Annotated in this window: 15 protein-coding genes; 10 read left to right on the top strand and 5 right to left on the bottom strand. The window is 68.2% G+C overall.

Going from position 1 to position 26,292, the window contains the following annotated elements:
- The first annotated feature begins 160 nt into the window (after positions 1–160).
- Positions 161–1,819, top strand: a complete 1,659-nt coding sequence (locus ACQVBX_RS11695; RefSeq protein ID WP_431634252.1) for a sensor histidine kinase — start codon at positions 161–163, stop codon at positions 1,817–1,819.
- Here the strand turns inward: ACQVBX_RS11695 and ACQVBX_RS11700 are convergent.
- Positions 1,812–2,771 (bottom strand): LacI family DNA-binding transcriptional regulator, encoded by a 960-nt coding sequence (locus ACQVBX_RS11700; protein WP_431638173.1) that lies wholly within the window; start codon positions 2,769–2,771, stop codon positions 1,812–1,814. The two genes, ACQVBX_RS11695 and ACQVBX_RS11700, sit on opposite strands and share 8 nt — an antisense overlap.
- 350 nt (positions 2,772–3,121) lie before the next feature.
- Between ACQVBX_RS11700 and pgmB the strand changes: the two genes are divergently transcribed.
- The 6 genes from pgmB to ACQVBX_RS11730 all read left to right on the top strand — a co-directional run bounded on the left by pgmB (position 3,122) and on the right by ACQVBX_RS11730 (position 15,078).
- Positions 3,122–6,160, top strand: a complete 3,039-nt coding sequence (gene pgmB, locus ACQVBX_RS11705) for a beta-phosphoglucomutase (protein ID WP_431634253.1) — start codon at positions 3,122–3,124, stop codon at positions 6,158–6,160.
- A 68-nt stretch (positions 6,161–6,228) separates the two neighbouring features.
- Positions 6,229–8,754: a TonB-dependent receptor gene (locus ACQVBX_RS11710; RefSeq protein ID WP_431634254.1), complete on the top strand. Its 2,526-nt coding sequence runs from the start codon at positions 6,229–6,231 to the stop codon at positions 8,752–8,754.
- 129 nt (positions 8,755–8,883) lie between these two features.
- The gene (locus ACQVBX_RS11715; RefSeq protein ID WP_431634255.1) at positions 8,884–10,149 is read left to right on the top strand and encodes an MFS transporter; all 1,266 of its coding nucleotides are present in this window, start codon (positions 8,884–8,886) and stop codon (positions 10,147–10,149) included.
- 40 nt (positions 10,150–10,189) lie between these two features.
- On the top strand, positions 10,190–12,496 hold the full coding sequence (locus tag ACQVBX_RS11720) for a glycosyl hydrolase family 65 protein (protein ID WP_431634256.1): 2,307 nt from the start codon (positions 10,190–10,192) through the stop codon (positions 12,494–12,496).
- Positions 12,493–13,602 (top strand): alpha/beta hydrolase, encoded by a 1,110-nt coding sequence (locus tag ACQVBX_RS11725; protein WP_431634257.1) that lies wholly within the window; start codon positions 12,493–12,495, stop codon positions 13,600–13,602. The genes ACQVBX_RS11720 and ACQVBX_RS11725 overlap by 4 nt, the downstream gene beginning before the upstream one ends.
- Before the next feature lie 72 nt (positions 13,603–13,674).
- Complete coding sequence (locus ACQVBX_RS11730; protein WP_431634258.1) at positions 13,675–15,078, top strand: sigma-54-dependent transcriptional regulator; 1,404 nt, start codon at positions 13,675–13,677, stop codon at positions 15,076–15,078.
- 42 nt (positions 15,079–15,120) lie between these two features.
- On the opposite strand, the gene ACQVBX_RS11735 is transcribed toward ACQVBX_RS11730, so the two are convergent.
- The 4 genes from ACQVBX_RS11735 to ACQVBX_RS11750 form a co-directional block, all read right to left on the bottom strand.
- Positions 15,121–16,683, bottom strand: coding sequence for a response regulator (locus ACQVBX_RS11735; RefSeq protein WP_431634259.1), 1,563 nt, complete (start codon positions 16,681–16,683; stop codon positions 15,121–15,123).
- 72 nt (positions 16,684–16,755) lie between these two features.
- Positions 16,756–17,202, bottom strand: a complete 447-nt coding sequence (locus ACQVBX_RS11740; RefSeq protein ID WP_431634260.1) for a response regulator — start codon at positions 17,200–17,202, stop codon at positions 16,756–16,758.
- Positions 17,199–18,992, bottom strand: a complete 1,794-nt coding sequence (locus tag ACQVBX_RS11745; protein ID WP_431634261.1) for a sensor histidine kinase — start codon at positions 18,990–18,992, stop codon at positions 17,199–17,201. Before ACQVBX_RS11745 ends, ACQVBX_RS11740 begins: the two co-directional genes overlap by 4 nt.
- Positions 18,993–19,119: 127 nt before the next feature.
- Positions 19,120–21,414 (bottom strand): GH92 family glycosyl hydrolase, encoded by a 2,295-nt coding sequence (locus ACQVBX_RS11750; protein WP_431634262.1) that lies wholly within the window; start codon positions 21,412–21,414, stop codon positions 19,120–19,122.
- Positions 21,415–21,595: 181 nt separating this feature from the next.
- Between ACQVBX_RS11750 and fucP the strand changes: the two genes are divergently transcribed.
- The 3 genes from fucP to ACQVBX_RS11765 all read left to right on the top strand — a co-directional run bounded on the left by fucP (position 21,596) and on the right by ACQVBX_RS11765 (position 26,203).
- Positions 21,596–22,897: an L-fucose:H+ symporter permease gene (gene fucP, locus ACQVBX_RS11755; protein WP_431634263.1), complete on the top strand. Its 1,302-nt coding sequence runs from the start codon at positions 21,596–21,598 to the stop codon at positions 22,895–22,897.
- An 80-nt stretch (positions 22,898–22,977) separates the two neighbouring features.
- Complete coding sequence (locus tag ACQVBX_RS11760) at positions 22,978–24,207, top strand: AGE family epimerase/isomerase (RefSeq protein ID WP_431634264.1); 1,230 nt, start codon at positions 22,978–22,980, stop codon at positions 24,205–24,207.
- A 16-nt stretch (positions 24,208–24,223) separates the two neighbouring features.
- On the top strand, positions 24,224–26,203 hold the full coding sequence (locus ACQVBX_RS11765) for a M1 family metallopeptidase (RefSeq protein WP_431634265.1): 1,980 nt from the start codon (positions 24,224–24,226) through the stop codon (positions 26,201–26,203).
- Positions 26,204–26,292 lie beyond the last annotated feature (89 nt).

Genomic DNA, 26,292 nt, shown 5'->3' on the forward strand with positions numbered 1-26,292 from the left:
CAGAACGGCGCAGTACGGCCGCGCATTTTCGCAGCAGCGGGCCCGGATGGAAAGGGCGGGGCGCACCGCGACGCTTCCGGACCACGCTGCGCAAGGCGCGACAGCGCGTCTATACTCGCCCGCAACCCGTCCCGATTCCTGCTGCGGAGTGCGCATCGACGTGTCCAGCCCCGCCCTGCCGCCCACCCCGGGCATTCGTCGGGCCACCACGGCCACCCGCCACGAACTGTTCTTCCTGAACTACTTCCGCCTGGCGCAGGCGGTGGTCTACGTGGCGCTGGCCTACAGCCCGCTGGGCCTGCAGTGGCTGAAGCTGACCCATCCGGATTTCGCCCAGACCGTGGTAGTGGCCTACCTGTTGGCGGCGATGACCATCCTGCTGCTGACGCGCCGGCTCACCGTGATCGCGCCAGCCACCGTGTCGATCAGCCTGATCGTGGACATCGGCGTAGCGGTGATGGCGGTGATCGCCATGCACGACGCGCGCATCGGCATCGCCATGATGCTGGCGGTGAACCTCAGCGCCGGCGCGCTGGTGCTGCCGCTGCGCCTGTCGCTGTTCTTCGCCTCGCTGGCCACACTGGGGATGCTCGGCCACACCGTGATCGAGGCCCCGGCCGACAGCGCCATCAACAGCCATGAGCTGGTCGAGGCCGGCCTGTTCGGGCTGGCCTATTTCGCCAGCACCACGCTGTGCCACGTGCTCGGCCGCCAGCTGCGCGCCACCGAGGCGCTGGCCGAACAGCGCAGCATCGACCTGGCCAACCTGGCCCAGGTGAACGAGCTGATCATCCGTCGCATGAAGACCGGCGTGCTGCTGGTGGACGACGCCAACCGCATCCACCAGCTCAACGAGTCGGCCTGGATGCTGCTGGGCAACCCGCCGGCGGACAAGCGCGACCTGGGCCAGCTGGCGCCGGAGCTGTCGCGCCGGCTGTACCACTGGATGACCTCGGGCAAGCTGGACGAAACAGCCACCCAGCTGGCCGATGGCGTGCCCGAAGTGGTACCGCGCTTCACCCGACTGGCGCCGAACGACGATTCGCACGTGCTGATCTTTCTCGACGACACCTCGCTGGTGTCGCGCCGCGCCGAGGAGCTCACGCTCAGCTCGCTGGGCCGGCTGTCCGCGTCCATCGCGCACGAGATCCGCAACCCGCTGGCGGCGATCCGCTACTCCGCGCAGCTGCTGGCCGAGTCGCGCAACATGCCGCCGGCCGACCAGCGCATGGTGGAGATCATCAACAACCACTGCGTGCGGTTGAACGAGATCATCGAGAACATCCTGCAGCTGTCGCGGCGCGAGCGCTCACGCCCGGAAACGCTGGACCTGGGCCACTGGGCGAACGCCTTCGTGGAGGAATACCGCCAGGGCAACGACCTGGGCGAGGACTCGCTGCGGGTGATCAACTCCAGCGCGCCGGTGGCCGCGGTGGCCGATCCGCAGCAGCTGCAGCAGGTGGTGTGGAACCTGGTGCAGAACGCGCTGCGCTACGGCCGCATGCCGGGCGAGCCGGCCCGCGTGATGGTGGTGACCCGCCCGGGCGAGCACGGCGTGCCGATCCTGGAAGTGATCGACCGCGGCCCCGGCATTGCGCCCAAGGTCGCTGCGCAGATCTTCGAGCCGTTCTACACCACGCACGAATACGGCACGGGCCTCGGCCTGTACCTCGCCCGGCAGATGACCGAGGCCAACCAGGCCTCGCTGGAATACGTGCGCGTGGCCGGTGGCGGCAGCTGTTTCCGCATCACGCTCACCCCGGCGCACGCCCGCCAGCCCGGCAGCGAGCCGGCGGCGGCGGACGAGAACCTCAGGTAGCGCGCACCATCAGGCTGACCGGCAGCACCTGCGACGCCACCTCGTCGCCGCGGATCAGTGCCAGCATCTTCTGCGCGAGCAGGCTGCCGCCGGCCTGCCAGTCCTGTCGCACCGAGCTCAGCGCCGGCTGGAACGCGGCGGCCATCGGCATGTCGTCGTAGCCCACCACCGAGACGTCATCGGGCACCTTGCGGCCGAGCTCCTGCACGGCGCGGATCGCGCCCATCGCGAGCAGGTCGCTGCAGGCGAACAGCGCGTCGAACGGCACCTTGCGCGTGGCCAGCGAGTGCACCGCGTCGATACCCGAGGCCAGCGTGAATTCGTCCCGGCGCAGCAGCAGCGGCTTCACCCCGTGGGCGGTGAGCGTGTCGACGAAGCCGTTGAGGCGCTCGAAGATTTCCGGGTGGCTCGGGTTGCCCACGAACACCGGGTGCCGACGCCCCTGGCGCAGGAAGTGCTCGGCCACGAGGCGACCGCCCATGCGGTTGTCCGAACCGACCACGGCGTGCGCGTCCTCGTCGCTGTGCGCGCCCCACACCACCATCGGCAGGCCGAGCTTGTCGAACCGGCGCACCGCGTCCTGGCGCACGCCCTGACCCAGCAGGATCAGCCCGTCGGCCGCCTGCACCGCCGCCGCCGCGGCGCCCTGGCGCGTGGTCAGCAGCACGCTGTAGCCGGCCGCGGTGAGTTCCTGCGCGATGCCGCCGAGCAGGGTCAGCGGGTAGGGATCGAGCATGGTGCGGTCGCTCGAGGGCTTCATCTCCACGATCACGGCCACCGTGTGGCTGCGGCGCAGGCGCAGGTTGCGCGCGCTCACGTTGAGCTTGTAGCCGTGGTCGCGCGCCAGCTGCTGGATTCGCTCGCGGGTCTCTGGCGTCACCAGTGGGCTGTCGGCCAGCGCCCGCGACACGGTGATCTTGGAGACGCCGGCGAGATCCGCCAGATCCGCCATGGTCAGGCTGCCAGCGGCGGACTTGTCTTTGCGCGAACGCTTCAATGCATGGGTCTCCGGATCCGGACCAGGCGGACAACGCTTCGCCGCGCCAGTGATGCCCCCAGTGTGTCGATTTGTGCGGTGCGCGTCTAACCCGCCGCAGTGCCGCAAAGGACCGAGCCCGACGCGGCGCCGCGGACCATCCCGGCGGGCCGCGCTCTCGGTTCACGGGGCCGGCCCACCGGGCCGGCCACATGCCGCGTCGCACCAATGATATCGATATCTTGATATCGATATCATTAGCTGTCATCTTCACGCCCCGTTGACCGGAGCAGGTCCGGCACGTGATCCGACACACAGGGGGACTCTTGGACAAGCTCGACGTCGCGCCGGCGCAACCGCTGGCATCGACCACCCAAGGCCATGCCCCCTATGTGCCGCCCGCGGGCGATATCGACCCCTGGCGGATCGTGCGGCGCCGCGCCGATCCGGGGGACTTCGCCCAAGACGAGAGCCTGTTCGCGCTGGCCAACGGCGCGCTCGGCGTGCGCGGCGGCCTGGAGGAAGCGCCCGGCGCGTCGCACGGCAGCTTTCTCGCCGGCGCCTGGGAGCGCACCCCGATCGAGTACCACGAGCGCTTCCCCGGCTTCGCCGCACACACCGATACGCGCATTCCGGTGGCCGACGCCATCGGCATCCACCTGCGCCTGGGCGACACTCCAGTGCGCCTGGCCGAGGGAGAGTGGCTGGATTTCGAGCGCGAGCTGGATCTTCGGGCCGGCTGCTATCGGCGCCGGCTGCGCTGGCGTTCGCCGGCCGGCGAGACGATCGAGATCCGCGCCGAGCGGCTGGTTTCGCTGGAAGAGCCGGGCCTGCTGGCGATCCGCTACAGCGTGCAAGCGATCGATTACCACGGCGCGATCACGCTGGAGTCGTCGATCGACACCGCGCGCGACGCCATCGAGCAGGGCGCCGACCCGCGCATCGGCGTTCGTGTGGACGGCGGCTTTCACACCGAGCAATCCGATGCCGACGAAGCCGGGGCCTGGCTGATCCAGCGCACCACGCACAGCGGCGTTCGCGTGGCCTGCATGCAGCGGCACCGGCTCGATCCCGCCCTGTACTGCCGCTACGGCGGCCATGGACCCAACGGCGTGGTGCAGCTGCATGAGGGCTCGTTGCTCCCCGGCCAGACGATCACGCTGGAGAAATACGTCGCCTACGCCTGGACCGCGCCGCATGGCGAGGACAGCGATGCCGCCCTGCTCGCCCGCACCGGGCAAGCCCTGCGGCACGCGCAGGCGCAGACCTTCGCCGGACTGCTGGACATCCAACAGCGCGCGCTCGCGCCGCTGTGGGAGCGCGCCGACCTGGCCATCGAAGGGGATCCGCGGGCGGAGCAGTCGCTGCGCTTCAACCTGTTCCACGTGTTCCAGTCCAGCGGCCGTGACGGCAACAGTTCGGCCGCGGCCAAGGGCCTCACCGGCGAAGGCTACGAGGGTCACTACTTCTGGGACGCCGAGGCCTTCATGCTGCCGGCGCTGGTCAATGCCGCGCCGGAGCTGGCGCGCGGCATGCTCGCCTACCGCTACCGCACGCTCGATCGCGCCCGCGCCCACGCCCGCGAGATGAACCACGCCCGCGGCGCGCTGTACGCCTGGCGCACCATCAGCGGCGACGAGTGCTCGGCGTACTTCCCCAGCGGCTCGGCGCAGTACCACATCAACGCGGCGGTGGCTTGGGCGGTGCGGCTGTACGTGGACGCCAGCGGCGACCAGGATTTCCTGCGCGAGCAGGGCGCCGAGATGCTGATCGAGACGGCGCGTGTGTGGCTGGACATCGGCCACTTCAATCCGCGCCGCGGCGGGGCCTTCTGCATCCACTCGGTCACCGGGCCGGACGAATATTCGGCCCTGGTGGACAACAACCACTACACCAACCGCATGGCGCAGAAGCACCTGCGCGATGCCGCCGCCACCGCGCGCTGGCTGGCCGCCGAACATCCGCAGGCGTGGGCCGCGCTGGCCGCCCGCCTCGCCCTGGATGAGCGCGAGATCGCCACCTGGTCGCTGGCCGCCGACGTGATGTACCTGCCGGTCGACCCCGCGCTGGGTATCTTTCCGCAGGACGACGCCTTCCTCGACAAGCCGCGTCTGCGCGCGCGGCCCCCGGGCGAAGGCAAGCGCCCGCTGCTGCTCGAACTGCACCCGCTCACCATCTACCGCCACCAGGTCTGCAAGCAGGCCGACACCCTGCTCGCCCTGATGCTGGCCGGCGACGACGTGGACCGGGCCGCCAAGCGACGCAACTTCGACTACTACGAAGGCGTCACCCTGCACGACTCCACGCTGTCGGCCTCCACCTTCAGCGTGCTCGCCGCCGAAGTGGGCCACGACGACAAGGCCTACGCTTATTTCCTGGACACGCTGCGGGTGGACCTGGACGACCTGCACGGCAACGCCGCGCACGGCGTACACATGGCGGCGATGGCCGGCAGCTGGCTCGCACTCACCTGGGGCTTCGGCGGGCTGCGCGTGGTCGAAGGCATGCCGAGCCTGGCACCCCGACTGCCAGCGGGCTGGACGCGCTACCGCTTCGGTCTGCGCTGGCACGCGGCGCAGTTGCGGGTGGAAGTGGAGCGCGACCGCGTGCGCTACACGCTGACCGCTGGCGGCCCGCTGCGCCTGCGTCACCACGGCGTCAGCCACACGCTCGCGCCGGGCGCGTCGGTCGAGCTGCCCCTGCATCCGGCTCGCCTGCCGCGCCCGCTCAAGGCGGTGATCTTCGACCTGGACGGCGTCATCGCCGACACCGCAGTGGTGCATCACGCCGCGTGGAAGCAGTTGGCCGCAGAGATCGGCGTGGCGTTCGACGACGCCACCGGCGAGCGCATGAAGGGCGTGGATCGTCGCGGCTCGCTCGACATCCTGCTCGAGCGCGCTTCGCGTGCCTACGGCGAAGACGAAAAGCACGTGCTGGCCGAACGCAAGAACAGCTACTACCGCGAGCAGATCGCCCAGTTCGGCCCGCAGCACCTGCTGCCTGGCGCGCAGGCTGCGATCGCCTCGGCGCGCGCGGCGGGCATGAAGATCGCGCTGGCCTCCGCCAGCCGCAACGCACCGCTGCTGCTCGAACGCCTGGGCATCGCCGACCTGTTCGACTACGTCGTCGATGCATCACGCATCGCACAGTCCAAGCCCGACCCGGAGATTTTCCTCGACGCCGCGCGCGGGTTGGGCGTGGCACCGCACGACTGCCTCGGCGTGGAAGACGCCGCAGCGGGCGTGGACAGCATCCTCGCGGCCGGGATGGCCGCGGTGGCGGTGGGCGATTCGCCTGCCTTGGCGCACGCGGACGTGCTGTTACCGAACGTCGCCGCGTTCGACATCGCTAAGTACACAACATAACGGCGAACCGGCGCGGCGCCCGGGGGGCGCCCGTCACCATAAACAAGACTGGTGGGGAGACAACGTTGATGAATACCAAGCATCTGACCCGATTGGCACTATCGGCGGCGATCGCCGCCACGCTGATGCCGGCGTTCGCGCTGGCGCAGGACGCCGCCGCGCCAGCCAGCGGCAGCACGCGCAACGCCCAGGCCAAGCCCGACGCAAGCAAGGCCAAGAACCTCGACCAGGTGGTGGTCACCGGCAACGCCGCCACCGGCGGCCTGAAGAAGATCGACACCAGCTACTCGGTGACCACCGCCACCGCCGAGCAGATCAAGATGGCCAACCCCAAGAGCACGGCGGACCTGTTGAAGATCGCGCCGGGCCTGTGGCCGGAATCCACCGGCGGCCAGACCGGCGCCAACATCGAGATCGCCGGCTTCCCCGGCGGCGGCGATGCGCCGTTCAACACTGTGCAGCTGATGGGCTCGCCGCTGTACGGCATGCCCACGCTGTCGTTCTTCGAGCAGACCTCGATCTTCCGCCTCGACGACACCGTGGAACGCGCCGAAATCGTGCTCGGCGGCCCATCGGTGGTGTTCGCCGACGGCCAGATCGGCGCCACCGAGAACTTTATCCTTAAGACCGGCACCGACACGCCCAGCGGCAGCATCGGCGTGACCTACGGCAACGAGAACCTGCGCCGCGTCGACGGCTTCTACAGCTTCCCGATCGCCAACAGCTGGTACGGCACCGTAGGTGGCTTCTATCGCGATTCGGACGGTGTGCGCGATCCGAAGTTCTCGGCGGACAAGGGCGGCCAGCTCACCGCCACGCTGAGCCATGACAGCGACAACGGCACCATGACGCTGTACGCGCGCCGGCTCGACGACAAGAACCAGTTCATCACGCCGATCCCGCTGATCCAGAGCGGCACCGATCACTTCAGCGCCTACCCCGGCTTTGATCCGCTCACCGACACCTATAACGGGCCGGAGATTCAAACCGTGAACCTCCCCGGTTATCCCGGCGGCGGCACCCGTGCCAACCTGGCCAACGGTCGCGGCGCGAAGTTCAACTTCTTCGGCGGCAACTTCGACTACGACCTGGGTGGCGGCTGGAACGTGTCGGACAAGTTCCTGATCGACGGCGGCGACGCGGACACCAACGCGCTGTTCTCCGGCACCAACCCGGGCTCGCTCAACGACATGCTCTACACCGATGGCTCGAGCATCGGCGCGTTCAACCTGGCTCCCGGCTCGGCGACCGCCACCTACGTCAAAGGTGGCGGCGTGGTCGACCCGAACCAGAGCGTGATCCACCAGGGCTGGTGGTACATCCACAAGCACCTGAAGAACATGAGCAACGATTTCCGCCTGAGCAAGGAAATCTTCGAGGGCAACACCCTCACCGGCGGCATCTACCTCGCCCACTACACGATGAACGACAAGTGGGCGCTGGGTAACCAGATGCTGATGACCAACACGCCCAATGCGCGGCCGATCCAGGTCACCTACCAGGATGGCGGCCAGACCAAGTACCTGACCGACGGCCAGGGCTTCCTCGACTACGGCGGCTACAACATCGCCCAGCACGGCAGCGCCACCAACAAGGCGTTCTACCTGTCCGACGTGTGGCGCATCGGCAAGTGGCTGTTCGATCTGTCCGGCCGTGTCGAGAACCAGAACGCGACGAACAACGTCTGCAACCTGGCCAACAAGAACCTCGACGGCAACAACAACACGATCTACGACAACAACGTTCCGGTGTGCGACGGCACCTACGCCCGTACCGAGTACGACAAGACCCACCCGTCGTGGACCTTCGGCGTGAACTACGAGCTCGCCGACAACATGAGCGTGTACTTCCGCGCCAACCGAGGCACGCACTTCGACGACTTCGACAACGGCATCCGCGGCAACACCACCGGCAACACCGCGCCGATGCAGAAGATCCAGAACTTCGAAGGCGGCTTCAAATACCAGAGCGCGCAGTGGTTCCTGGACCTGAGTGCCTACCATCGTCAGTTCATCGGCCTGCTGTACCAGCCGACCGACTCCGGCGGCGTGCCGAACGGTCCGCAGAGCACCTACGGATCGGATTCGAAGGGCATCAACGTCAACACCGCCTGGAGTCCGACCGAAGCGCTGAAATTCCAGCTGGTCGGCAACTACCTGGACGGCCACTACTCGCACAACAACTCGTGCCTGCCGTACACCAACCCGGTTACCGGCGACGGCTGCGCCCTGATCAACGGTGTGCAACTGCAGCGCCAGCCCAAGGTGCGTTACATGTTCACCCCCAGCTACAAGATCCCGTTCAGCTGGGGCGACGTGCTCGCGTTCGTGACCTATACCCACGTGGGTCCGCACACGCAGGACATCTCCGGCCTGCAGCAGCTGGGCAGCTATCACACCTGGGATTTCGGCGTGGTGGCGAACATCGAGCAGAACTGGCAGCTGCGTCTGCAGGGCACCAACATGACCAACGAGCTGGGACTGACCGAGAGCAACTCGCGTATCTTCGGCGCTGCCAGCGGTACCAACGGCGTGATTCTGGCCCGTCCGCTGGAAGGTCGTGAGGTCAATGTCCAGGTGAAGTACCTGTTCTGATGGGCAGTCCGGTGGGATGCGTCCTGACGGACCTGTCCTGATGCACTGAAGCGTTGCCCGTACGGTCCGGATCGCGTCCTCCCTCGCGATCCGGACCGTTCTTTTCGCGATCCACCGAGCGAGAGCCGCATGAAACGATTCCGCATGGTCGCCGCGCTGGCGCTGATCTACATGGTGTTCGCCGTGCTGCTCAACAGCGTGGGCACGGTGATCCTGCAGTCGATAGCCAGCTTCGGCGTGGACAAGCCGCAGGCCAGTCTGCTGGAACTGTTCAAGGATCTGCCGATCGCCATCACCTCGTTCGTGGTGGCCTCGTTCCTGCCCCTGCTCGGCTACCGCCGGGCGATGATGGGCGCACTCACCATTGTCGGCGGCGCCTGTCTGCTGATGCCGATGTTTCCCGGTTTCCACACCACCGAATTCCTGTTTGCCTGCGTCGGCGTGGCGTTCGCGCTGGCCAAGGTGGCCGTGTACTCGTCGATCGGCCTGCTCACCGCCGACCGCGCCGAGCACTCGCGCCTGACCAACACCATCGAAGGCCTGTTCATGGTCGGCGTGCTCGCCGGCGGCTGGCTGTTCAGCGCCTTCATCGACCCGGCCAACCCGGCCGACCCCGCGTGGCTGCGGGTGTACTGGCTGCTCGCGCTGATCTGCTTCGCGGTGATCGCGCTGCTGGCGGTGTCGCCGCTGGACGAGTCGGCGGCGCGCGACGCCTCGCGCCCTTCGCCGGCCGGGTCGGTCGGCCAGATGCTGCGGCTGCTGGCGCGCCCGCTGGTGTACGTGTTCCTGCTGTCGGCGTTCCTCTACGTGCTGATCGAACAGAGCTTCAGCACCTGGTTGCCCACCTTCAACAACGAGATCCTCAAGCTACCCAATGCGATGAGCATCCAGATGGCGTCGATCCTGGCCGGCGCCACCGCGCTGGGCCGCATCGGCGCCGGCCAGGCGCTGCGCCGGGTGAGCTGGCACCGCTTGCTCAACGGTTGCGTGCTGGCGATGGCGGCGCTGGTGCTGCTGGTGCTGCCGCTGGCGCGCGGTGTGACGATATCGGCGCACGTGGGCTGGAACAGCGCGCCGGTGGCGGCCTACCTGATCCCGCTGATCGGCCTGCTGATGGCGCCGATCTACCCGGTGATCAACTCGGTGGCGCTGAGCTCGCTGCCCAAGCCCTCGCACGCGGCGATGACCGGGCTGATCGTGATCTTCTCCGCGCTGGGCGGCACGCTGGGGTCGCGCATCACCGCGATGGTGTTCGCCCGCTTCGGTGGCATCCACGCGTTCTATTTTTCGCTGGTGCCGATGACCCTGGTGCTGGTGACGCTGTTCTTCTTCCGCCGCGAGACCGAGCGCGCCGGCACGCTGACGCCGGTGGCCGTGGGCCTGGCCGGCAAATAAATCCACCGCCGCCGGCGGGTCGCCCGCCATGGAGTTCCGCATGCGACGCTGCGTGTCCGCCTGCCTTGCGCTCCTGTTCGTCGCTGCCGGTGGTGTCCGCGCGGCGAGCGAAGATCCCGCCGGCTTCCGCCTCACCGCCACCGCCGACGACTGGCCACGGTACTTCCCCGGCCTGCTCGCCAACGGTTACCTGTCCACCCTCACCGCGCCGCGCGGCACCGAAGGCAATGCGGCCGAACTGGTCGCGCTGATGGACTATGCCAAGGACGACATCGCCCGTCCCGCCGGCGTGCCTGGCTGGACCGCTGTCGATTACAGCGCGGGCCCTTCGGTGGCCGGGCAGTTCTGGATGAACCAGGTGCCGCTGGATGCCGCGCACTTCCGCGACTACACCCAGACCCTGGATCTGCGCGAAGCGACCCTGCACACCCGCTATCGCTACGTTGACGGCGACGGCCAGCGCACCACCGGCGTCGACGTCACCACCCTGGTGAGCCAGGCCGCGCCGCATCTGGCGGCAACGCGCGTGGTGCTGACGCCGGCGTTCGATGGCGAAGTGCAGCTCTCGCTCGCTTTCGATCTGTGGGCGCCGACCCAGCCACGCCTGCCGCTGGCCCGTCTGACCGGCGAGCAGATGCAGGAGGCGGTCGCCGCGCAGCGGCGCAGCCTGACGGCGGCACCGCCGGCCACGCCGGACCGTGCCGCGCTGTGGTATCCGGGCGATGTGCACGTAAGCCGCGCCGAAGGCGACGCGAGCGATGCCACGCTGTGGCTGGACGCTCGCGCCGAGCAAGGTCTGTCGATGGCGATGGCCGCGGCGATCGCGTTGCCGCCGGCAGTGCATGCGCAGGACGTGCAGGTCTATCGAAGCGCCTACCGCCTCGCCTTGAACGTGCGGTTGAAAGTGAAGCGCGGTACGTCCTACGCCTTCACCAAATATGTGGCGGCCTCGCGTGAAGGCTGGGGTGGCGACGGCCCGGCCGATCTCGCCCTGGCCAAGGCCGCGCGCACGGCCGGCTTCGAGGCATTGCGCCGTGCCCACGTCGCCGCCTGGAACCGCCTGTGGCAAGCCGACATCCGCATCGACGGCGACGAGGCGGCGCAGCGGTTGGTGCATGCCGACCTGTACTACCTGCTGTCGAACGTGGCACCAAACACCGCTTGGCCGGTCGGCGCCTGCGCGATGACCACCGGCTACACCGGCCACGCGTTCTGGGACAGCGACTCGTGGGTGTTTCCGGCATTGCTGTTGCAGCACCCGATGCGCGCGCGTTCGCTGGTGACCTTCCGCAGCCGCACCCTGGCTGCCGCGCAGGCACGGGCGCGCGCCCGCGGCTTGCCCGGCGCGATGTACCCGTGGGAAGCCGATCCAGAGCACGGCACCGAGCAAGTGCCCTACTTCGCCAACATCCTCAGCGACCGCGAGATCCACGTCACCGCCGACGTGGCGATCGCGCAGTGGCAGTACTACCTGGCCACCGGCGATCGCACCTGGCTGCGTGAGCAGGGCTGGCCGGTGCTGCGCGAGGTGGCGCGTTTCTGGACCGCACGTGCAGAACGCGACGCGGGCGGTCGCTGGCACATCCGCCACGTCACCTCGGTCAGCGAGCCGTACACCGACGTGGACGACGACACCTACACCAACGCCTCGGCCAGCCGCGCCCTGGCGTTCGCCGATGCCGCCGCAAGCGTGCTGGGCGAAACAGCCGATCCGCTTTGGAAGGAAGTTGCCGATCATCTGGTGCTGCCGATGTCCGCGGATGGCCGCCATCACGTCGACTTCGATCCCGCCACGCCGCATCGCCCCGGCGACGGCGCGGCCGATACGGTGCCGCTGCTGGCCTATCCCTCGCTGGACTGGCCGATGGACGAGGCGCTGCGTCGCGCCGACTTCACCGCCGCCGTGCCGCCACTCACCGACCCCGACCACGTGCCCAACAGTATGGGCCTGGCGCCCACCTCGATCGCCGCCGCGGCGGCAGGCGAACCCGACGCCGCGGTGGCCTGGTTCCGCGCCAACGTGACCGCCGACGTGATCAAGCCGCCGTTCAACGTGCGCACCGAGACCGCCACCAACAATACCGGCTACTTCCTCACCGCCGGTGGCGGACTGCTGCAGAACGTTATCTTCGGCTTCACCGGGTTGCGCCTGCGCGACGGCGGCCTGGTGCCGGCCTATGCGCCGGTGCTGCCGCCGCGCTGGCGCGCGTTTACGCTGCATCGGGTGCAGGTGCGCGGCCGCCTGCTCGACATCACCGTGCGCCGCGACGTGCAAGGCCGACCGACGCTCGACCGCCGCGATCTCGGCCCCGCACCCCCATCTGCTGCCGCTGGAGAAGTCCCATGATCCGCATCGCCGCGTCCCTCGCCGCGCTCTTCGGGCTGCTCGCGCTGCATCCCGCTTCGGCCCAGGAAGCACGCGCCGGCGTGCAGCCCGACGGCACCGTTACCGCGCCAGCGTCCCGCGTGCCGTACTCGGACCTGGCCTCGCCCGAAGCGCGCGCATTCTTCCCCAGGATGCTCGCCGAAGGCGCCAAGGCGCCGCCGATCACCGCGCCCATCGCCGAGAGCCGCGCGTTCTACGACCGCATGAACAGCGACCGCGCGACCCGTATGGAGAAGCTCTATCCGGTGACGATCCATGCCGAGACCATCGCCGGCGTCGGCGCCGACGTGGTGCTGCCGGCCAACGGCGTCGCACCAGCCAATCGCCATCGCGTGCTGATCAACCTGCACGGCGGCGCATTCCTGTGGGGCGCGCACAGCGGCGGCCTGGTGGAGTCGATCCCGATCGCCAGCCTCGGCCGCATCAAGGTGATCAGCGTGGACTACCGGCAGGGGCCGGAGCACACCTTCCCTGCGGCCAGCGACGACGTCGAAGCGGTCTACCGCGCCCTGCTCAAGCAGTACCGGCCGGCCGACATCGGCATCTATGGCTGCTCGGCCGGCGGCATCCTCACCGCCGAAGCGGTCGCGCGCTTCATCCACGACCGCGTACCGGTGCCCGGGGTGATCGGCACCTTCTGCGGTTCGCTGCTGGACCTCTCCGGCGACTCGGCCTGGGTGGCGCCGCTGTTGAACGGCCAGGGGGTGCCAACGCATCACCTTGGCATCGGCGACCTGCCGTACTTCCACGGCGTCGATCCGAACGATCCGCTGGTGCAGCCGGGCCGGTCACCAGCGCTGCTGGCGAAGTTCCCGCCGACCCTGCTGATCACCGGCACCCGCGACATGGCGCTGAGTTCGGAAGTGCGCAGCCAGGCGCTGCTGCAGGCGGCCGGCGTCGAGGCCGAGCTGCACGTGTGGGAAGGCATGTGGCACTCGTTCTTTTCCGATCCGGAGTTGCCCGAATCGCGCCAGGCCTATCGCACCATCGTGGAATTCTTCGATCGGCACCTGGGACACGTCGCCCGCCCACGTCGTCTTCACGCAGACGCCGACGGCGGTCGCTGAGCGACCCGATGCGCTTTGCCGGCACGGGATGCGGCGAGTATCCTGTCCTGCATCCCACTGACGCCATCACCCATGAGCCTACAGACCGTCCTGGTCGTCGACGACGAACGCGACATTCGCGAACTGCTCACCATCACTCTCGGCCGCATGGACCTGCAGGTGGATGCGGTCGGTACCGTCGCCGAGGCCCGACGCGCGCTGGGCGAGCGCAGCTACGACCTGTGCTTCACCGACATGCGCCTGCCCGACGGCACCGGCCATGAGGTGATCGAGCTGATCGCCGAGGAACACCCCGATACCCCGGTGGCGATGATCACCGCCTACGGCAACGTCGACGCTGCCGTGAGCGCGCTCAAGGCCGGCGCCTTCGATTTCGTCTCCAAGCCGGTGGACATCCAGATGCTGCGCCGGCTGGTGCGCACCGCGCTGAAGCTGGCCGAGGAAAAGCGCGGCGAAGCCGGTGGCGGCGCGGCGGCCGGCTCCAGCGAGCGGCTGATTGGCGACTCGCCTGCCATGCAGCAGGTGCGCGCCACCATCGCCAAGCTCGCGCGCAACCAAGCGCCGGTGTACATCGCCGGCGAGTCCGGCGTGGGCAAGGAGCTGGTGGCCCGGCTGATCCACGAGCAGGGCCCGCGCGCCAGCGGCCCGTTCATTCCGGTCAACTGCGGCGCGATCCCCACCGAGCTGATGGAAAGCGAGTTCTTCGGCCATCGCAAGGGCAGCTTCACCGGCGCCAACAGCGACAAGGAAGGCCTGTTCCAGGCCGCCAATGGCGGCACGCTGTTCCTCGACGAGGTCGCCGAGCTGCCGCTGCACATGCAGGTGAAGCTGCTGCGCGCGATCCAGGAGAAGGCCGTGCGCCCGATCGGCGCCCGCGAGGAAGTGCTGGTGGACGTGCGCATCCTCTCGGCCACCCACAAGAACCTCGCCGCGCTGGTCGAACAGGGCCAGTTCCGCCAGGACCTGTTCTACCGCATCAACGTGATCGAGCTGCGCGTGCCGCCGCTGCGCGAGCGTCGCGGCGACGTGCCGCTGCTGGCCGCACACATCCTGCGCCAGCTGGCCGTCAAGAGCGGCGGCACGCCCGGCAAGCTGCTGCCGGCAGCCCAGCAGGCCCTGGACGACTACGATTTCCCGGGCAACGTGCGCGAGCTGGAGAACGTGCTCGAGCGCGCCATGGCGATGAGCGACGGCGAATCGATCGACGCTTCGGATCTGATGCTGCCGCAGCGCGCGCCGCGTCCGGCGTTCGATGCGGGGATGGCACCGCCAGCTGCCGTGGCCGCCGCTCCGGCCGCGGCGCCGGGGGCACCCGGCAGCGGCGTCGCGCTGGAGGACTACATCAGCAATCTCGAGCGCACGGCGATCATGAAGGCGCTGGAAGAGTCGCGCTACAACAAGACCGCCGCGGCCAAGAAGCTCGGCATCACCTTCCGCGCGCTGCGCTACAAGCTGAAGAAGCTCGGCATCGACTGAGCCCGCGCGACCCGCGAAGCTCGCCGTACGCAAGGCCGCCGATCAGGCGGCCTTGCCGTTTCCGAGCGCCTTGCGCAGCACGCGCAGCAGCGACTTGGTGGTGATCGGCTTGTCCACCAGGTGCAGTCGCTCGAGCGGCGGCAACTCGTCCAGCCGCGGTGGCGCCTCCGGACGAGCCAGCAACAGCACCGGCCCGTCGTAACCATGATCGACCAGCGCAGCCAGCGTGCGCACGCCGGTGAACAGGTTCATCTCCGCATCCATCACCACCACGTCGGGCACGCCCTGTGACTCGATCCATTGCAGCGCGGCCGTGCCGCTCTGGCTGCTGTGCGCCTGGTAGCCGTAGGCATCGAGCATGTCCGACAGCAGGGACAGCTGGGCCGCCTCTTCCACCACCACCAGCACCTGTTCGGCATTGCCCTCGAGGCTGTCACTTTCGGCCTCCGCGCTCGCCGCGTCTTCACGCAGTTCGGTCAGCGGGATGTACAGGGAGAACCGCGTGCCCTCGCCGCGATTGCTTTCCACGCGCATCACGCCACCGTGGCTGGCGACGATGCGCTTGCATGAAAGCAGACCCAGCCCGGTACCGGTCTTCTTGGTGGTGAAGAACGGCTCGAACAGCCGCTCGAGCGTTTCATCGTCCATGCCCTCGCCGGTGTCAGCCACGGTGAGGCAGAGATATTCACCATCCTGAACCTCTTCGCCGGGCAGGAAAAAATCGGCCGGCAGGCGGCAGCGCGAGGAGCTGATGCGCAGGTGGCCACCGTCGGGCATGGCCTGAATCGCGTTGAGGCACAGGTTGAGCAGGCACTGCTGCAACTCGGTGTGGTTGCCCTCGAAGGCGACGTCCGGATCTTCCAGCGCCACCTCCATCGCGATCGAGCGCGGCATCGAGCCCTGCAGCAGCAGGTCCAATGCCTCCATGAGGCCGCCCAGCCGCACCTGCTCGGCACGGCGAGCGCCGCGAGCGAAGGACAGCATCGACTGCACCATCTCCAGGCCGCGCTTGCCGCAGTCGCGCACCAGCGCGCCGAGCCGGGCTAGGCGCGGATCGTCCTGATAATCCTGCAGGCTGTCGCCGGCCAGCAGCAGGGGCTGCAGCAGGTTGCGCAGGTCATGGCTGAGGCCGCCGGCCAGCATCGCCAGCGCCTCAAAGCGCTGCGCGCGGATCAGCTCGGACTCGGCGCGGCGCGCGGCCCGCTGCGATTCGGCCTCGCTCAGCGCGCGGCGTACCGCGCTGGCCAGGCGGGCCGGATTCTGTTTGAGGATGTAATCGGTGGCGCCGTTGCGCAGTGCCTCGATCGCGGCTTCCTCACCCAGCGTGGCGGAGACGAAGATGAACGGAGTATCGGTATCGCGCGCGCGCAGCAGCTCCAGCGCGCGCTGCCCGGAAAAGCCCGGCAGGCTCAAATCGGACAGCACGATGTCCGGCTGGAACTCCTCCAGCGCCTTGAGATAAGGCCCTTCGTCCTCGACCAGCTGCACGTCGTAGGCAATGCCGTCGGCGTCGAGCTCGCCCAGCACCAGCTCGGCATCGAGCTCGCTGTCCTCGACCTGCAGGATGCGGATGGTGGGCATCGTGCGATTCAGGCTGTTGGGCATGGTGGCATCCCCAAGCTACCGTCCGTGACTGCCGCACGGTAGCGCGCGGCGGGTTCCTTGTCGCGCATCGGATCAGTCCAGCTCTGGGGCCTGGTTGAGCACCGCCCAGAACTGGCCCAGGGTGCGCACCGCCTCGAAGAACTGGTCCACGTCCACCGGCTTGATCACGTACGCGTTCACGCCCAGGTCCCAGCTGCGCGCCAGATCGCTCTCCTCGCGCGAGGACGACAGGATCACCACCGGGATGCGGCGCATGCGCTCGTCCGAGCGCATCTGCGTGAGCACGTCCAGACCGTTCATGCGCGGCATCTTGATGTCCAGCAGCACCACCGCCGGGTCGAGCCGCTCGCGGTCCGCCCAGGCGCCGCGGGCATAGAGGTAATCGAGGCACTCGACGCCATCTTCCAGGTGCACCACCGGGTTCACCAGGTTGGCTTCGCGCAGGGCGTCCATCGCCATCTCGGCGTCGGCCTGGCTGTCTTCCACCAGGAGGATGGTGCGGATCATACGGTCGTTCATGAACGGTCCTGTCTAAGGATGTCGCCGGCTTCAAAGGCGGGCAGAGAGAAGTGGAAGCGCGCCCCCTGCCCCGGCTCGCCCTCGGCCCACACGCGACCACCGTGGCGAGCCACGATACGTCGAACGTTGGCCAAGCCGATGCCGTTGCCCGGGAATTCCGAAGCGCGGTGCAGCCGCTGGAACACGCCGAACAGCTTGCCGGCGTATTCCATGTCGAACCCGGCGCCGTTGTCGGCGACGGTGAATTCGTAATCCCCGTTGGCGGTACGGGATGTCTCGACGGTGATCTTGGCCAGCTCGCGCTGGCCGGTGTACTTCACCGCGTTGCCGATCAGGTTCTGCCACACCGTACGCAGCATGTTCTCGTCGCCCACCACCACCGGCAGCGGCGCGACCTTCCACTCGATGCGCCGGCCGGCGGTATCGGAGTCGGTCAGTGCGCGCGCCTCATCGACCAGCGACTGCATGTCCACCGGCTGCATGCGCATGGCGCCGCGACCCAAGCGCGAGAACACCAGCAGGTCGTCGATCAGCTGGGCCATGCGCTGGGCGGCGCTGGAGATGACCTCTAAATAATGGTGGCCCTTCTCGTCCAGTTGCTCGCCCAGATGGCGCTCCAGCTTGCCGGCGAAGCCGGCGATGTGGCGCAGCGGCGCGCGCAGGTCGTGCGAGACCGAGTAGCTGAAGGCCTCCAGCTCGCGGTTGACGTCCGAAATCTGCTCCACCTTGCCCTCGAGCTGGCGGTTGAGCTCCTTGACCTGCTTCTCCACCAGCGCGCGCACGGTGATGTCGCTCACTGTCATCAGCAGCGCTGGATCGTCACCGTCCTGCTGCAGGCGCCGGGCGTTGATCACCACGCGGCGGTCGGTGCCGTCGGCGGTGCGCTGGTTGAGCTCGTAGTCCCACAGCTCGCGGTCGCGCAGCATCACGTCGGACAGCCGCTGCAGCAGCGGGCCATCGCTCCAGGCGCCTTCGCCGAGCTCGGCCAGCGGCAGTGAGCGCTGCTCGTCCGCATCGAGCGCATACAGCTCGGCGAAGGCTGCATTCACCAGCAGGGTATTGAGCTTGCCGTCCAGCAACGCGATCGGCTCGCGCACCGCCTGCACGATCTGCCGCGAGCGGCGCACCGCCTGGCTCTCGCGTTCCTCGGCGCGCAGGCGCTGCCCGATCTGACGCTCGGACACCACCACGATGATGCCCAGCAGCAGCACCTGGGCCAGCGCGCCGATGCCCAGCACCAGTTTGTAGTTGAACGACTGCGCCGCCGCGTCCTGGCGCCGCTTGCTCAGCAGCTGGTCTTCCGTGGCCACGATCTTTTCCAGCACGTCGCCGACCGCGAACAGGTTGCCGGCGTCGGCAAGCGCCTTCTCCGCGCCCTCGCGATCGCCATGGCGCACCCGCCACAGCGCCTGCCACATCAGCGTGGCGCGGCCGTTCACGGTGGTCTCCAGCGAACCGACCAGTGCCTGCTGGTCGGCGTTGTCGCGGGTGAAGTCGCGCAGCTGCCAGATCAGCTTGGAGATCTGCTTGGTCGCGTCGTCCAACCGCTGCTGTGCCTCCTTGTTGTCCCCCATCATCACCATGCGGTAGGTCGCCGCCTCGGCGTCGCGGCTGAGGAAGGCGATGCGATAGGTGATCGATTTCACCTCCGAGGAGTGGGTCACCCACTGCGAGGCATGCAGGGCCTCGGTGGACGTGTTGCGGGTGATCACGTAGGGAAGCGCGACGATCACCACCACCGACAGCAGCAGGCCGATCACGCGCCAGCGCAGAAAGCTCAGATTCCTCATGGGCATTGCGGGGCGATTCCAGGACAGACGTATCGGCCCATTCTGGCATGCTCGGCACCGGCGCCTGCCGCCCAGCCGCTCGCGCTGGGCTGGCCGCGGCCGCCCGCCCCCATGACGCCGACCACGATCATCGTCCCTGTGATGCCTGCATCGCTGCGCCCGCGGGTGCCGCGATCATGCGGAAGTGCAGCTCGCCCCCGGCGACAAGGTCGCGGTGGTGCAGAAAAGGCTGCTTGAGGGGCTGGCCGTTCAGGGTGATCTCGCCGACATAAGGGTGCAGGGCGTCGAAAGGTGCCGCGGTGATCGTGAAGGTTTTGTCACGAGCCAGGTGCAGCACGGCTTTGGCCACGAACGGACGGCCGATCGCATATTCGTCGCTGGCCGGCGTCACCGGGTAGAAGCCCAGCGCCGTGAACACGTACCAGGCCGACATCTGGCCCAGGTCGTCGTTGCCGGCCAGCCCGTCCGGCCGCGCCGCGTACTGGCTGTCCATGATCTGCTTCAGGCGCTGCTGGGTCTTCCACGGCGCACCGGCGTAGGCATACAGATAAGCCAGGTGGTGGCTCGGTTCGTTGCCGTGGGCGTACCAGCCGATCAGGCCGGTGATGTCCTCCACGTGCTTGAAATGGGCCGGGTCGACCTTGGCGTCGAACACGCCGTCGAGCTTGTCGACGAAACGCGCCTTGCCGCCCATCGCCTCGATCAGCCCGGGCACGTCCTGCGGCACGTACCAGGAGTACTGGAAGGCATTGCCCTCGGTGTAGTCGCTGCCGTAGCCGGCGACGGCCGGATCGAACGGCTCGCGGAACGATCCGTTCGCCAGTCGCGCGCGCATGAACCCGGTCTTGGCGTCCCACGCGTTGCGCCAGTTGCCGGCGCGCTTGCCGAAGGTGGCCGCGATGTCGCGCTTGCCCATGGCCTTGGCCATCTGCGCGATGGTCCAGTCGTCGTAGGCGTATTCGAGCGTCTTGGAGGCGCCTTCGGGCTCACGGTCGATCGGCACGTAGCCGAGCTTCATGTAGTCGGCCAGGTCGCCGTACGGACCGTAGCTGGCGCTGGCGACCATCGCCTGCAGCGCCTCGTTGGCGTCGAAGCCGCGCACGCCCTTGAGGTAGGCGTCGGCGATCACCGGCACCGCGTGGTAGCCGATCATGCACCACGTCTCTAGCCCGCCGAACGCCCACACCGGCAGGATGCCGAACGGGCTGGCCGCGCGCGCGGCGAGCAGCGAACGGATGAAGTCGGTGCTCTTGTCCGGATGCAGCAGCACCATCAGCGGCTGCTGCGCGCGGTACACGTCCCACAGCGACCAGGTGGAGTAGAAATCGAAGCCCTTCGCGGTGTGCACCTGGTGATCCGGGCCGCGGTACTGGCCGTCCACGTCCATGCTCAACGTGGGCGAGAGCAGGGCGTGGTAGAGCGCGGTGTAGAACTGCTTGCGCGCGGTGTCGGGTGCATCCACGTCCACGTCGGCCAGCGCCTGGCTCCAGGCCTGGTGCGCCTGCTGGCGGCGGGCGTCGAAATCCCAGCCGGCGCCGTCGGCGTCGAGATTGGCCAGCGCGCCGGTCTCGCTCACCGTGGAAATCGCCACCTTCACCACCAGCGGCTGGCTCAGCGTGCCGAAGTCGAACACGCCCTCCAGCGCGCGGCCGTCCTGCGCGTCGTGGTCTTCGCTCTGGTGGCCGGGGCCCTTGAAGCCCTTGTACGGCGTATCGGTGTCGCGGTCGTACAGCGTGCGCGTAGTCATCGGCTGCGAGAAGCGCATAGCGAAGCACAGCGTGCGCCCCGGCGCCCAGCCGTTGGTGAGGCGGCAGCCGGTGACGCTGCCGTCGCCGCGCACGCGCAGGTTCGACCAGAGCACCTTGCCCGGGTAGTCGTAGATGCTCGGGCGCAGATCCAGCAGCAGGTGCGCCGGCTGGCCGGCCGGGAAGGTATAGCGGTGCCAGCCCACGCGGCGGCCGGCGGTGAGTTCGGCGCGCACGCCCGAGTCAGCCAGGGTTACCGCGTAGTAGCCCGCCTGCACCACCTCGGTGGCGTGGCTGAAGCGCGAGCGGTAACCGCTGCCCGGCACGGCCGCGTCACCCGGGTCGAGCTTCACCGCACCGGCCAGCGGCATCACCAGCACGTCGCCGAGGTCGGAGTGGCCGGAACCGGAAAAGTGCGTGTGCGAGAAGCCCAGGATGCTGCTGTCGCCGTACTGGTAGCCGGCGGCCCACTTGTAGCCGTGCTTGAAGTCCTGCATCGCCGTGTCGGGCGAAAGCTGGATCATGCCGAACGGCACCGTGGCGCCCGGAAAGGTGTGGCCATCGCCACCGGTGCCGATGCGCGGATCGACATCGACCGCATGGTCGGCCGCCGTGGCGACACCGCCGGCCAGGGCCAGCAGGGAGATCAGGAAACCGGCTTTCCAGAGCGTGCGCATGCTGTCTCTCGCGACTGAGGGAAGCGGCAAAGGTAGCACCGCGTCGCGATGTTGCAGCGCGCGATGGGCAATCGGGTGAAAACGGTTACATTCGCCCGGCTGCTGGCTTTGGCCCGGCTCCGGCTGGAGCGTTCGGGGGCTTGTGGCACCCTTGCACCTTCGCCCATCGGGAAACCCTGCCATGGCCTTTGCCGCTCCGCCCGCCGCCGCATCGACCGCGACCGGCAACGCCCGCTACACCACCTATCCGCTCGCGCTGGGCGTGCTCACCACGATCTTCTTCATGTGGGGCTTCCTCACCTGCTTGAACGACATCCTGGTGCCGCATCTGAAGTCGACGTTCCAGCTCAACTACACCCAGGCGATCCTGGTGCAGTTCACCTTCTTCGGCGCGTATTTCGTGATGGCGATGCCGGCCGGGCGCTTGATCGCCGCGCTGGGCTACAAGAAAGGCATCGTGGCGGGCCTGGCGATCGCCGGTATCGGCGCGCTGGGCTTCTGGCCGGCCGCCGCGCTGCATCTGTATCCGGCTTTCCTAGGCGCGCTGTTCGTGCTGGCCACCGGCATCACCGTGCTGCAGGTGGCGGCCAATCCTTACGTCGCCCTGCTCGGGCCGGAGGCGACCAGCTCCAGCCGGCTCACCCTGGCGCAGGCGCTGAACTCCTTTGGCACCACCATCGCGCCGTACTTCGGCAGCGTGCTGATTCTCGCCAACGCGGTGAAGTCGCCTACCGAACTGGCCGCGCTGGCACCGGCCGACCAGCTTGCCTACCAGACCCAGCAGGCACAGGCGGTGCAGTACCCCTACATCGGCCTGGCGGTGGTGCTGTTCCTGCTGGCGCTGTTCGTCTGGGCGTTCCGCCTGCCGGCGCTGGCCGAGTCCACTGACAAGGGCGATCACGATCGCCACGGTTTCGTCGAAGTGCTGCGCCATCGCCACGTGCTGTTCGGGGTGATCGGCATCTTCTGCTACGTGGGCGCCGAGGTGTCGCTGGGCAGCTACATGGTCAACTACCTGGCGATGCCGGAGATCGGCCACCTGAGCGAGGCGGACGCGGCCAAGTACGTGTCGCTGTACTGGGGCGGCGCGATGGTCGGCCGCTTCGCCGGCTCGTGGATCATGGCGTGGTTTTCGCCGCGCAAGCTGCTGGCGCTGTTCGCCGCGATCAACACCGTGCTGGTCGCCACCACCATGGCGAGCACCGGCAGCATGGCGATGTACAGCGTGATCGCGGTGGGTCTGTTCAACTCGATCATGTTCCCGACCATCTTCGCGCTGGGCATCGAGCGGCTCGGGCCAATGACCAGCAAGGCGTCCAGTCTGCTGATCATGGCGATTGTCGGTGGTGCGCTGATCCCGCAGCTGCAGGGCTTCCTGGCCGATCGCTTCGGCCTGCAACACGCCTTCGTGCTGCCGCTGGTGTGCTACCTGTACATCGTGTTCTACGGGCTCAGTGGCTCCAAGGTGCGCAGCGCCGCCTGAGTCTCCACCCGACATGGCGGCCGCCCGGCGCCGCCATGCTCTCGTCCCCACCTGACTCGTCCCACCTGGATCGTTCACGCATGACCCACGCCAGCTCCGTCCCTGTGCTTCCCGACGTGCGTAGCGAGGCTTTCCTGCGCGAGCACATCGCGCAGACCATGGCGTTCTACGACGTCCATGCGCACGATCCCACCGGCGGCTTCTTCCACTACTTCCGCGACGACGGCACGGTGTACGAGCGCAGCCACCGACACCTGGTTAGCAGCACGCGCTTCGTCTTCAACTACGCGATGGCGGCGATCGAGTTCGATCGTGAGGATTACCTCGCCGAGGCGCGCCATGGCCTGCGCTACCTGCGCGAGGTGCACCGCGACGCCAGCGATGGCAGCTACGCCTGGACGGTGCGCGACGGCCAGCCCGAGGACACCACCCGACACGCCTACGGCATGGCCTTCGTGCTGCTGGCCTACGCCACCGCGGTGAAGGCCGGCATCGATGAGGCGCGCGCCTGGATGGACGAAACCTGGCAACTGCTGGAACGGCGCTTCTGGGATGCCGATGCAGGGCTTTATCGCGACGAGGCCGATGCACAGTGGCACTTCAGCCCATATCGCGGCCAGAACGCCAACATGCACATGTGCGAGGCGATGATCGCCGCGCACCAGGCCACCGGCGAAGCGCGTTATCTCGATCGCGCGCTCACCCTTGCCGATCACATCACGCGCCGCCAGGCCGCGCTCGCCGGCGGCTTGGTGTGGGAGCACTACGACGCGCAGTGGAACGTGGACTGGGACTACCACCGCGACGACCCCAAGCACCTGTTCCGCCCCTGGGGTTTTCAGCCCGGCCATCTCACCGAGTGGGCCAAGCTGCTGCTCACGCTCGAACCCCTGCTCGCGGCGCAAGGACGTGCGGCCGACTGGCTGGCACCCACCGCACGGCAGCTGTTCGATACGGCGCTGGCGCGTGCCTGGGACCCGGAACACGGCGGCATCGCCTATGGCTTCGCGCCGGACGGCCAGGTCTGCGACGACGACAAATACTTCTGGGTGCAGGCCGAATCCATCGCTGCGGCGGCGCGGTTGCACGCGCGCACCGGCGAGGCGACCTATGACCAATGGTATGCCCGGCTGTGGACCTACGCATGGCACACTTTCATCGATCACCGCCACGGCGCCTGGTACCGCATCCTCACCCGCGACAACCGCGCGATGAGCGACGAGAAGAGCCCCGCCGGCAAGACCGACTACCACACCATGGGCGCCTGCCACGACGTGCTCGCCGTGATCCGCGCGGGAGGCATGCCCTGACCATCACGAGGCCCGCATGACCGTATCGCTGCTCCGCCCGCTCGCTGCCGCCTTCCTGTCCATCGCCGCCGCCGGCGCGCTCGCCGCCGAGGCCGCGCCCGCCTCGCACTTCGATCCGCTGGAGACCTTCGCGCCCTTCGCCTGGCCGCATCCGGCCGATGCCATGCGCGACGCCAGCGGCAAGCCCGGCCCGATGTTCTGGCAGAACCGCGCCGACTACGCGATCCAGGCCAAGCTCGACCCGGCCACACGCCAGCTCTCGGGCACCGAGACCATCACCTACACCAACCACAGCCCCGACGCGCTCGAGGTGATCTGGCTGCAGGTGGAGCAGAACCGCTACCGCCGCGACGCGCGCGGCGCGTTCGGCGACGAGAAATTCCCCACCGAGTTCACCGACGGTGAGCACATCCGCTCGGTGGAAGTGGAAGACGCCTCCGGCCACCGGCAGAAGGCAACGTGGGTGATCAGTGACACCCGCATGCAGGTCACCCTGCCCGCCCCGCTCAAGGCACACGACGGCAAGCTCAAGCTGCACATCACCTGGGATTACACCGTGCCGGGCGAATTCGGCGGCCGCACCGACTGGAACGCCAACAAGCAGGGCGACATCTTCGAGATGGCGCAGTGGTACCCGCGCGTGTGCGTCTACGACGACCTGCGCGGCTGGGACACCCAGCCCTTCCTCAACAGCGAGTTCTATCTCGAGTACGGCGACTTCGATTACCGCGTCACCGTGCCGTCGGACATGATCGTGGTCGGCTCGGGCGAGCTGCTCAATCCGCAGGAGGTGCTGACCAAGACCCAGCGCGAGCGCCTGGAGCAGGCCCGCCACAGCGACGCCACGGTGATGATCCGCTCCGCCGCGGAAGTCACCGACCCGGCCTCGCGCCCCAAGCAGGGCGGCACGCTGACCTGGCACTTCGCCATGAAGAACACCCGCGATGTCGCCTTCGGCGCGTCCAAGGCGTTCATCTGGGACGCCGCGCGGATGAACCTGCCCGGCGGCAGGACCGCGCTGGCGATGTCCGCCTATCCGGTGGAGAGCGCCGGCGATACCGCCTGGGGCGTGGCCACGCAGAACCTCAAGAAGTCGGTGGAGTTCTTCTCCAGGACCTATTTCCCGTACCCGTATCCGGTGGCGATCAATGAGGCCGGCACCGCCGGTGGCATGGAATACCCGGGCATCACCTTCGACCACAAGAAGGCGGCCGGCCCCGGCCTGCGCATGCTGATCGCCCACGAGATCGGCCACACCTGGTTCCCGATGATCGTGGGCTCCAACGAGCGCCGCGACGCGTGGATGGACGAGGGCTTCAACACCTTCGTCGACGTGTACGAGGCCGAGGCCTTCGACGGCGGCAAGTTCGCGCCCAAGCGCGACAGCGAATACGCGCCGGGCAAGGGCACGCCGGCCGAGCAGATCGCCGCAATCCTGGCCGATCCCGATGCCCCACCGCCGATGACCTACGCCGACGCGGTGAAGGAGAAATACCGTCACCCGATCACCTACTTCAAGGCGGCCTTCGGCCTGGTGCTGCTGCGCGAGCAGATCATCGGCCCGGAACGCTTCGACCCCGCGTTCCGTCGCTACATCGCCACCTGGGCCTACCGGCACCCGAGTCCCTCGGACTTCTTCCGCTTCATGGCCAGCGAAGCCGGCGAAGACCTCGACTGGTTCTGGCGCGGCTGGTTCGCACACAACTGGCAGTTCGACATGAGCGTGGACAAGGTCGCCCCGGCCAACGGCGGCTGGAAGAACGGCGCGGACATCACCGTGTCCAACCACGACAAGCTCGTGCTGCCGAACACGCTGCAGCTCACCTACGCCGACGGCAGCACGCGCGACGTGCGCGTGCCGGTGGAGACCTGGATGCAGCACACGAGCTACGTGGTGCACGTGGACGGCAACCAGCCGGTGAAGTCGGCCGTGCTCGACCCGAAGCATGATCTGCCCGATGCCGATCGCGGGAACGATCGCGCATCTACCCCGTAGGAGCGGACCCTGTGCGCGATCGCCCCTCGCCACTTGGCGAGCCCGGGTCGCCCACAGGGTGGGCTCCTACAGCGGGAATCTCGACATGA

This window comes from Dyella thailandensis (assembly GCF_050749815.1).
In the GTDB taxonomy this organism is placed as follows: Bacteria; Pseudomonadota; Gammaproteobacteria; order Xanthomonadales; family Rhodanobacteraceae; genus Dyella_A.

Bases quoted from the DNA above. Each gene is read 5' to 3' on its own strand.
- ACQVBX_RS11715 (WP_431634255.1), top strand. From the start codon at position 8,884: ATGAAACGATTCCGCATGGTCGCCGCGCTGGCGCTGATCTACATGGTG.
- ACQVBX_RS11725 (WP_431634257.1), top strand. From the start codon at position 12,493: ATGATCCGCATCGCCGCGTCCCTCGCCGCGCTCTTCGGGCTGCTCGCG.
- ACQVBX_RS11750 (WP_431634262.1), bottom strand. From the start codon at position 21,414: ATGCGCACGCTCTGGAAAGCCGGTTTCCTGATCTCCCTGCTGGCCCTG.
- ACQVBX_RS11745 (WP_431634261.1), bottom strand. From the start codon at position 18,992: ATGAGGAATCTGAGCTTTCTGCGCTGGCGCGTGATCGGCCTGCTGCTG.
- ACQVBX_RS11720 (WP_431634256.1), top strand. From the start codon at position 10,190: ATGCGACGCTGCGTGTCCGCCTGCCTTGCGCTCCTGTTCGTCGCTGCC.
- ACQVBX_RS11735 (WP_431634259.1), bottom strand. From the start codon at position 16,683: ATGCCCAACAGCCTGAATCGCACGATGCCCACCATCCGCATCCTGCAG.
- fucP (WP_431634263.1), top strand. From the start codon at position 21,596: ATGGCCTTTGCCGCTCCGCCCGCCGCCGCATCGACCGCGACCGGCAAC.
- ACQVBX_RS11730 (WP_431634258.1), top strand. From the start codon at position 13,675: ATGAGCCTACAGACCGTCCTGGTCGTCGACGACGAACGCGACATTCGC.
- ACQVBX_RS11765 (WP_431634265.1), top strand. From the start codon at position 24,224: ATGACCGTATCGCTGCTCCGCCCGCTCGCTGCCGCCTTCCTGTCCATC.
- ACQVBX_RS11700 (WP_431638173.1), bottom strand. From the start codon at position 2,771: ATGGCGGATCTGGCGGATCTCGCCGGCGTCTCCAAGATCACCGTGTCG.
- ACQVBX_RS11740 (WP_431634260.1), bottom strand. From the start codon at position 17,202: ATGAACGACCGTATGATCCGCACCATCCTCCTGGTGGAAGACAGCCAG.
- ACQVBX_RS11760 (WP_431634264.1), top strand. From the start codon at position 22,978: ATGACCCACGCCAGCTCCGTCCCTGTGCTTCCCGACGTGCGTAGCGAG.
- ACQVBX_RS11710 (WP_431634254.1), top strand. From the start codon at position 6,229: ATGAATACCAAGCATCTGACCCGATTGGCACTATCGGCGGCGATCGCC.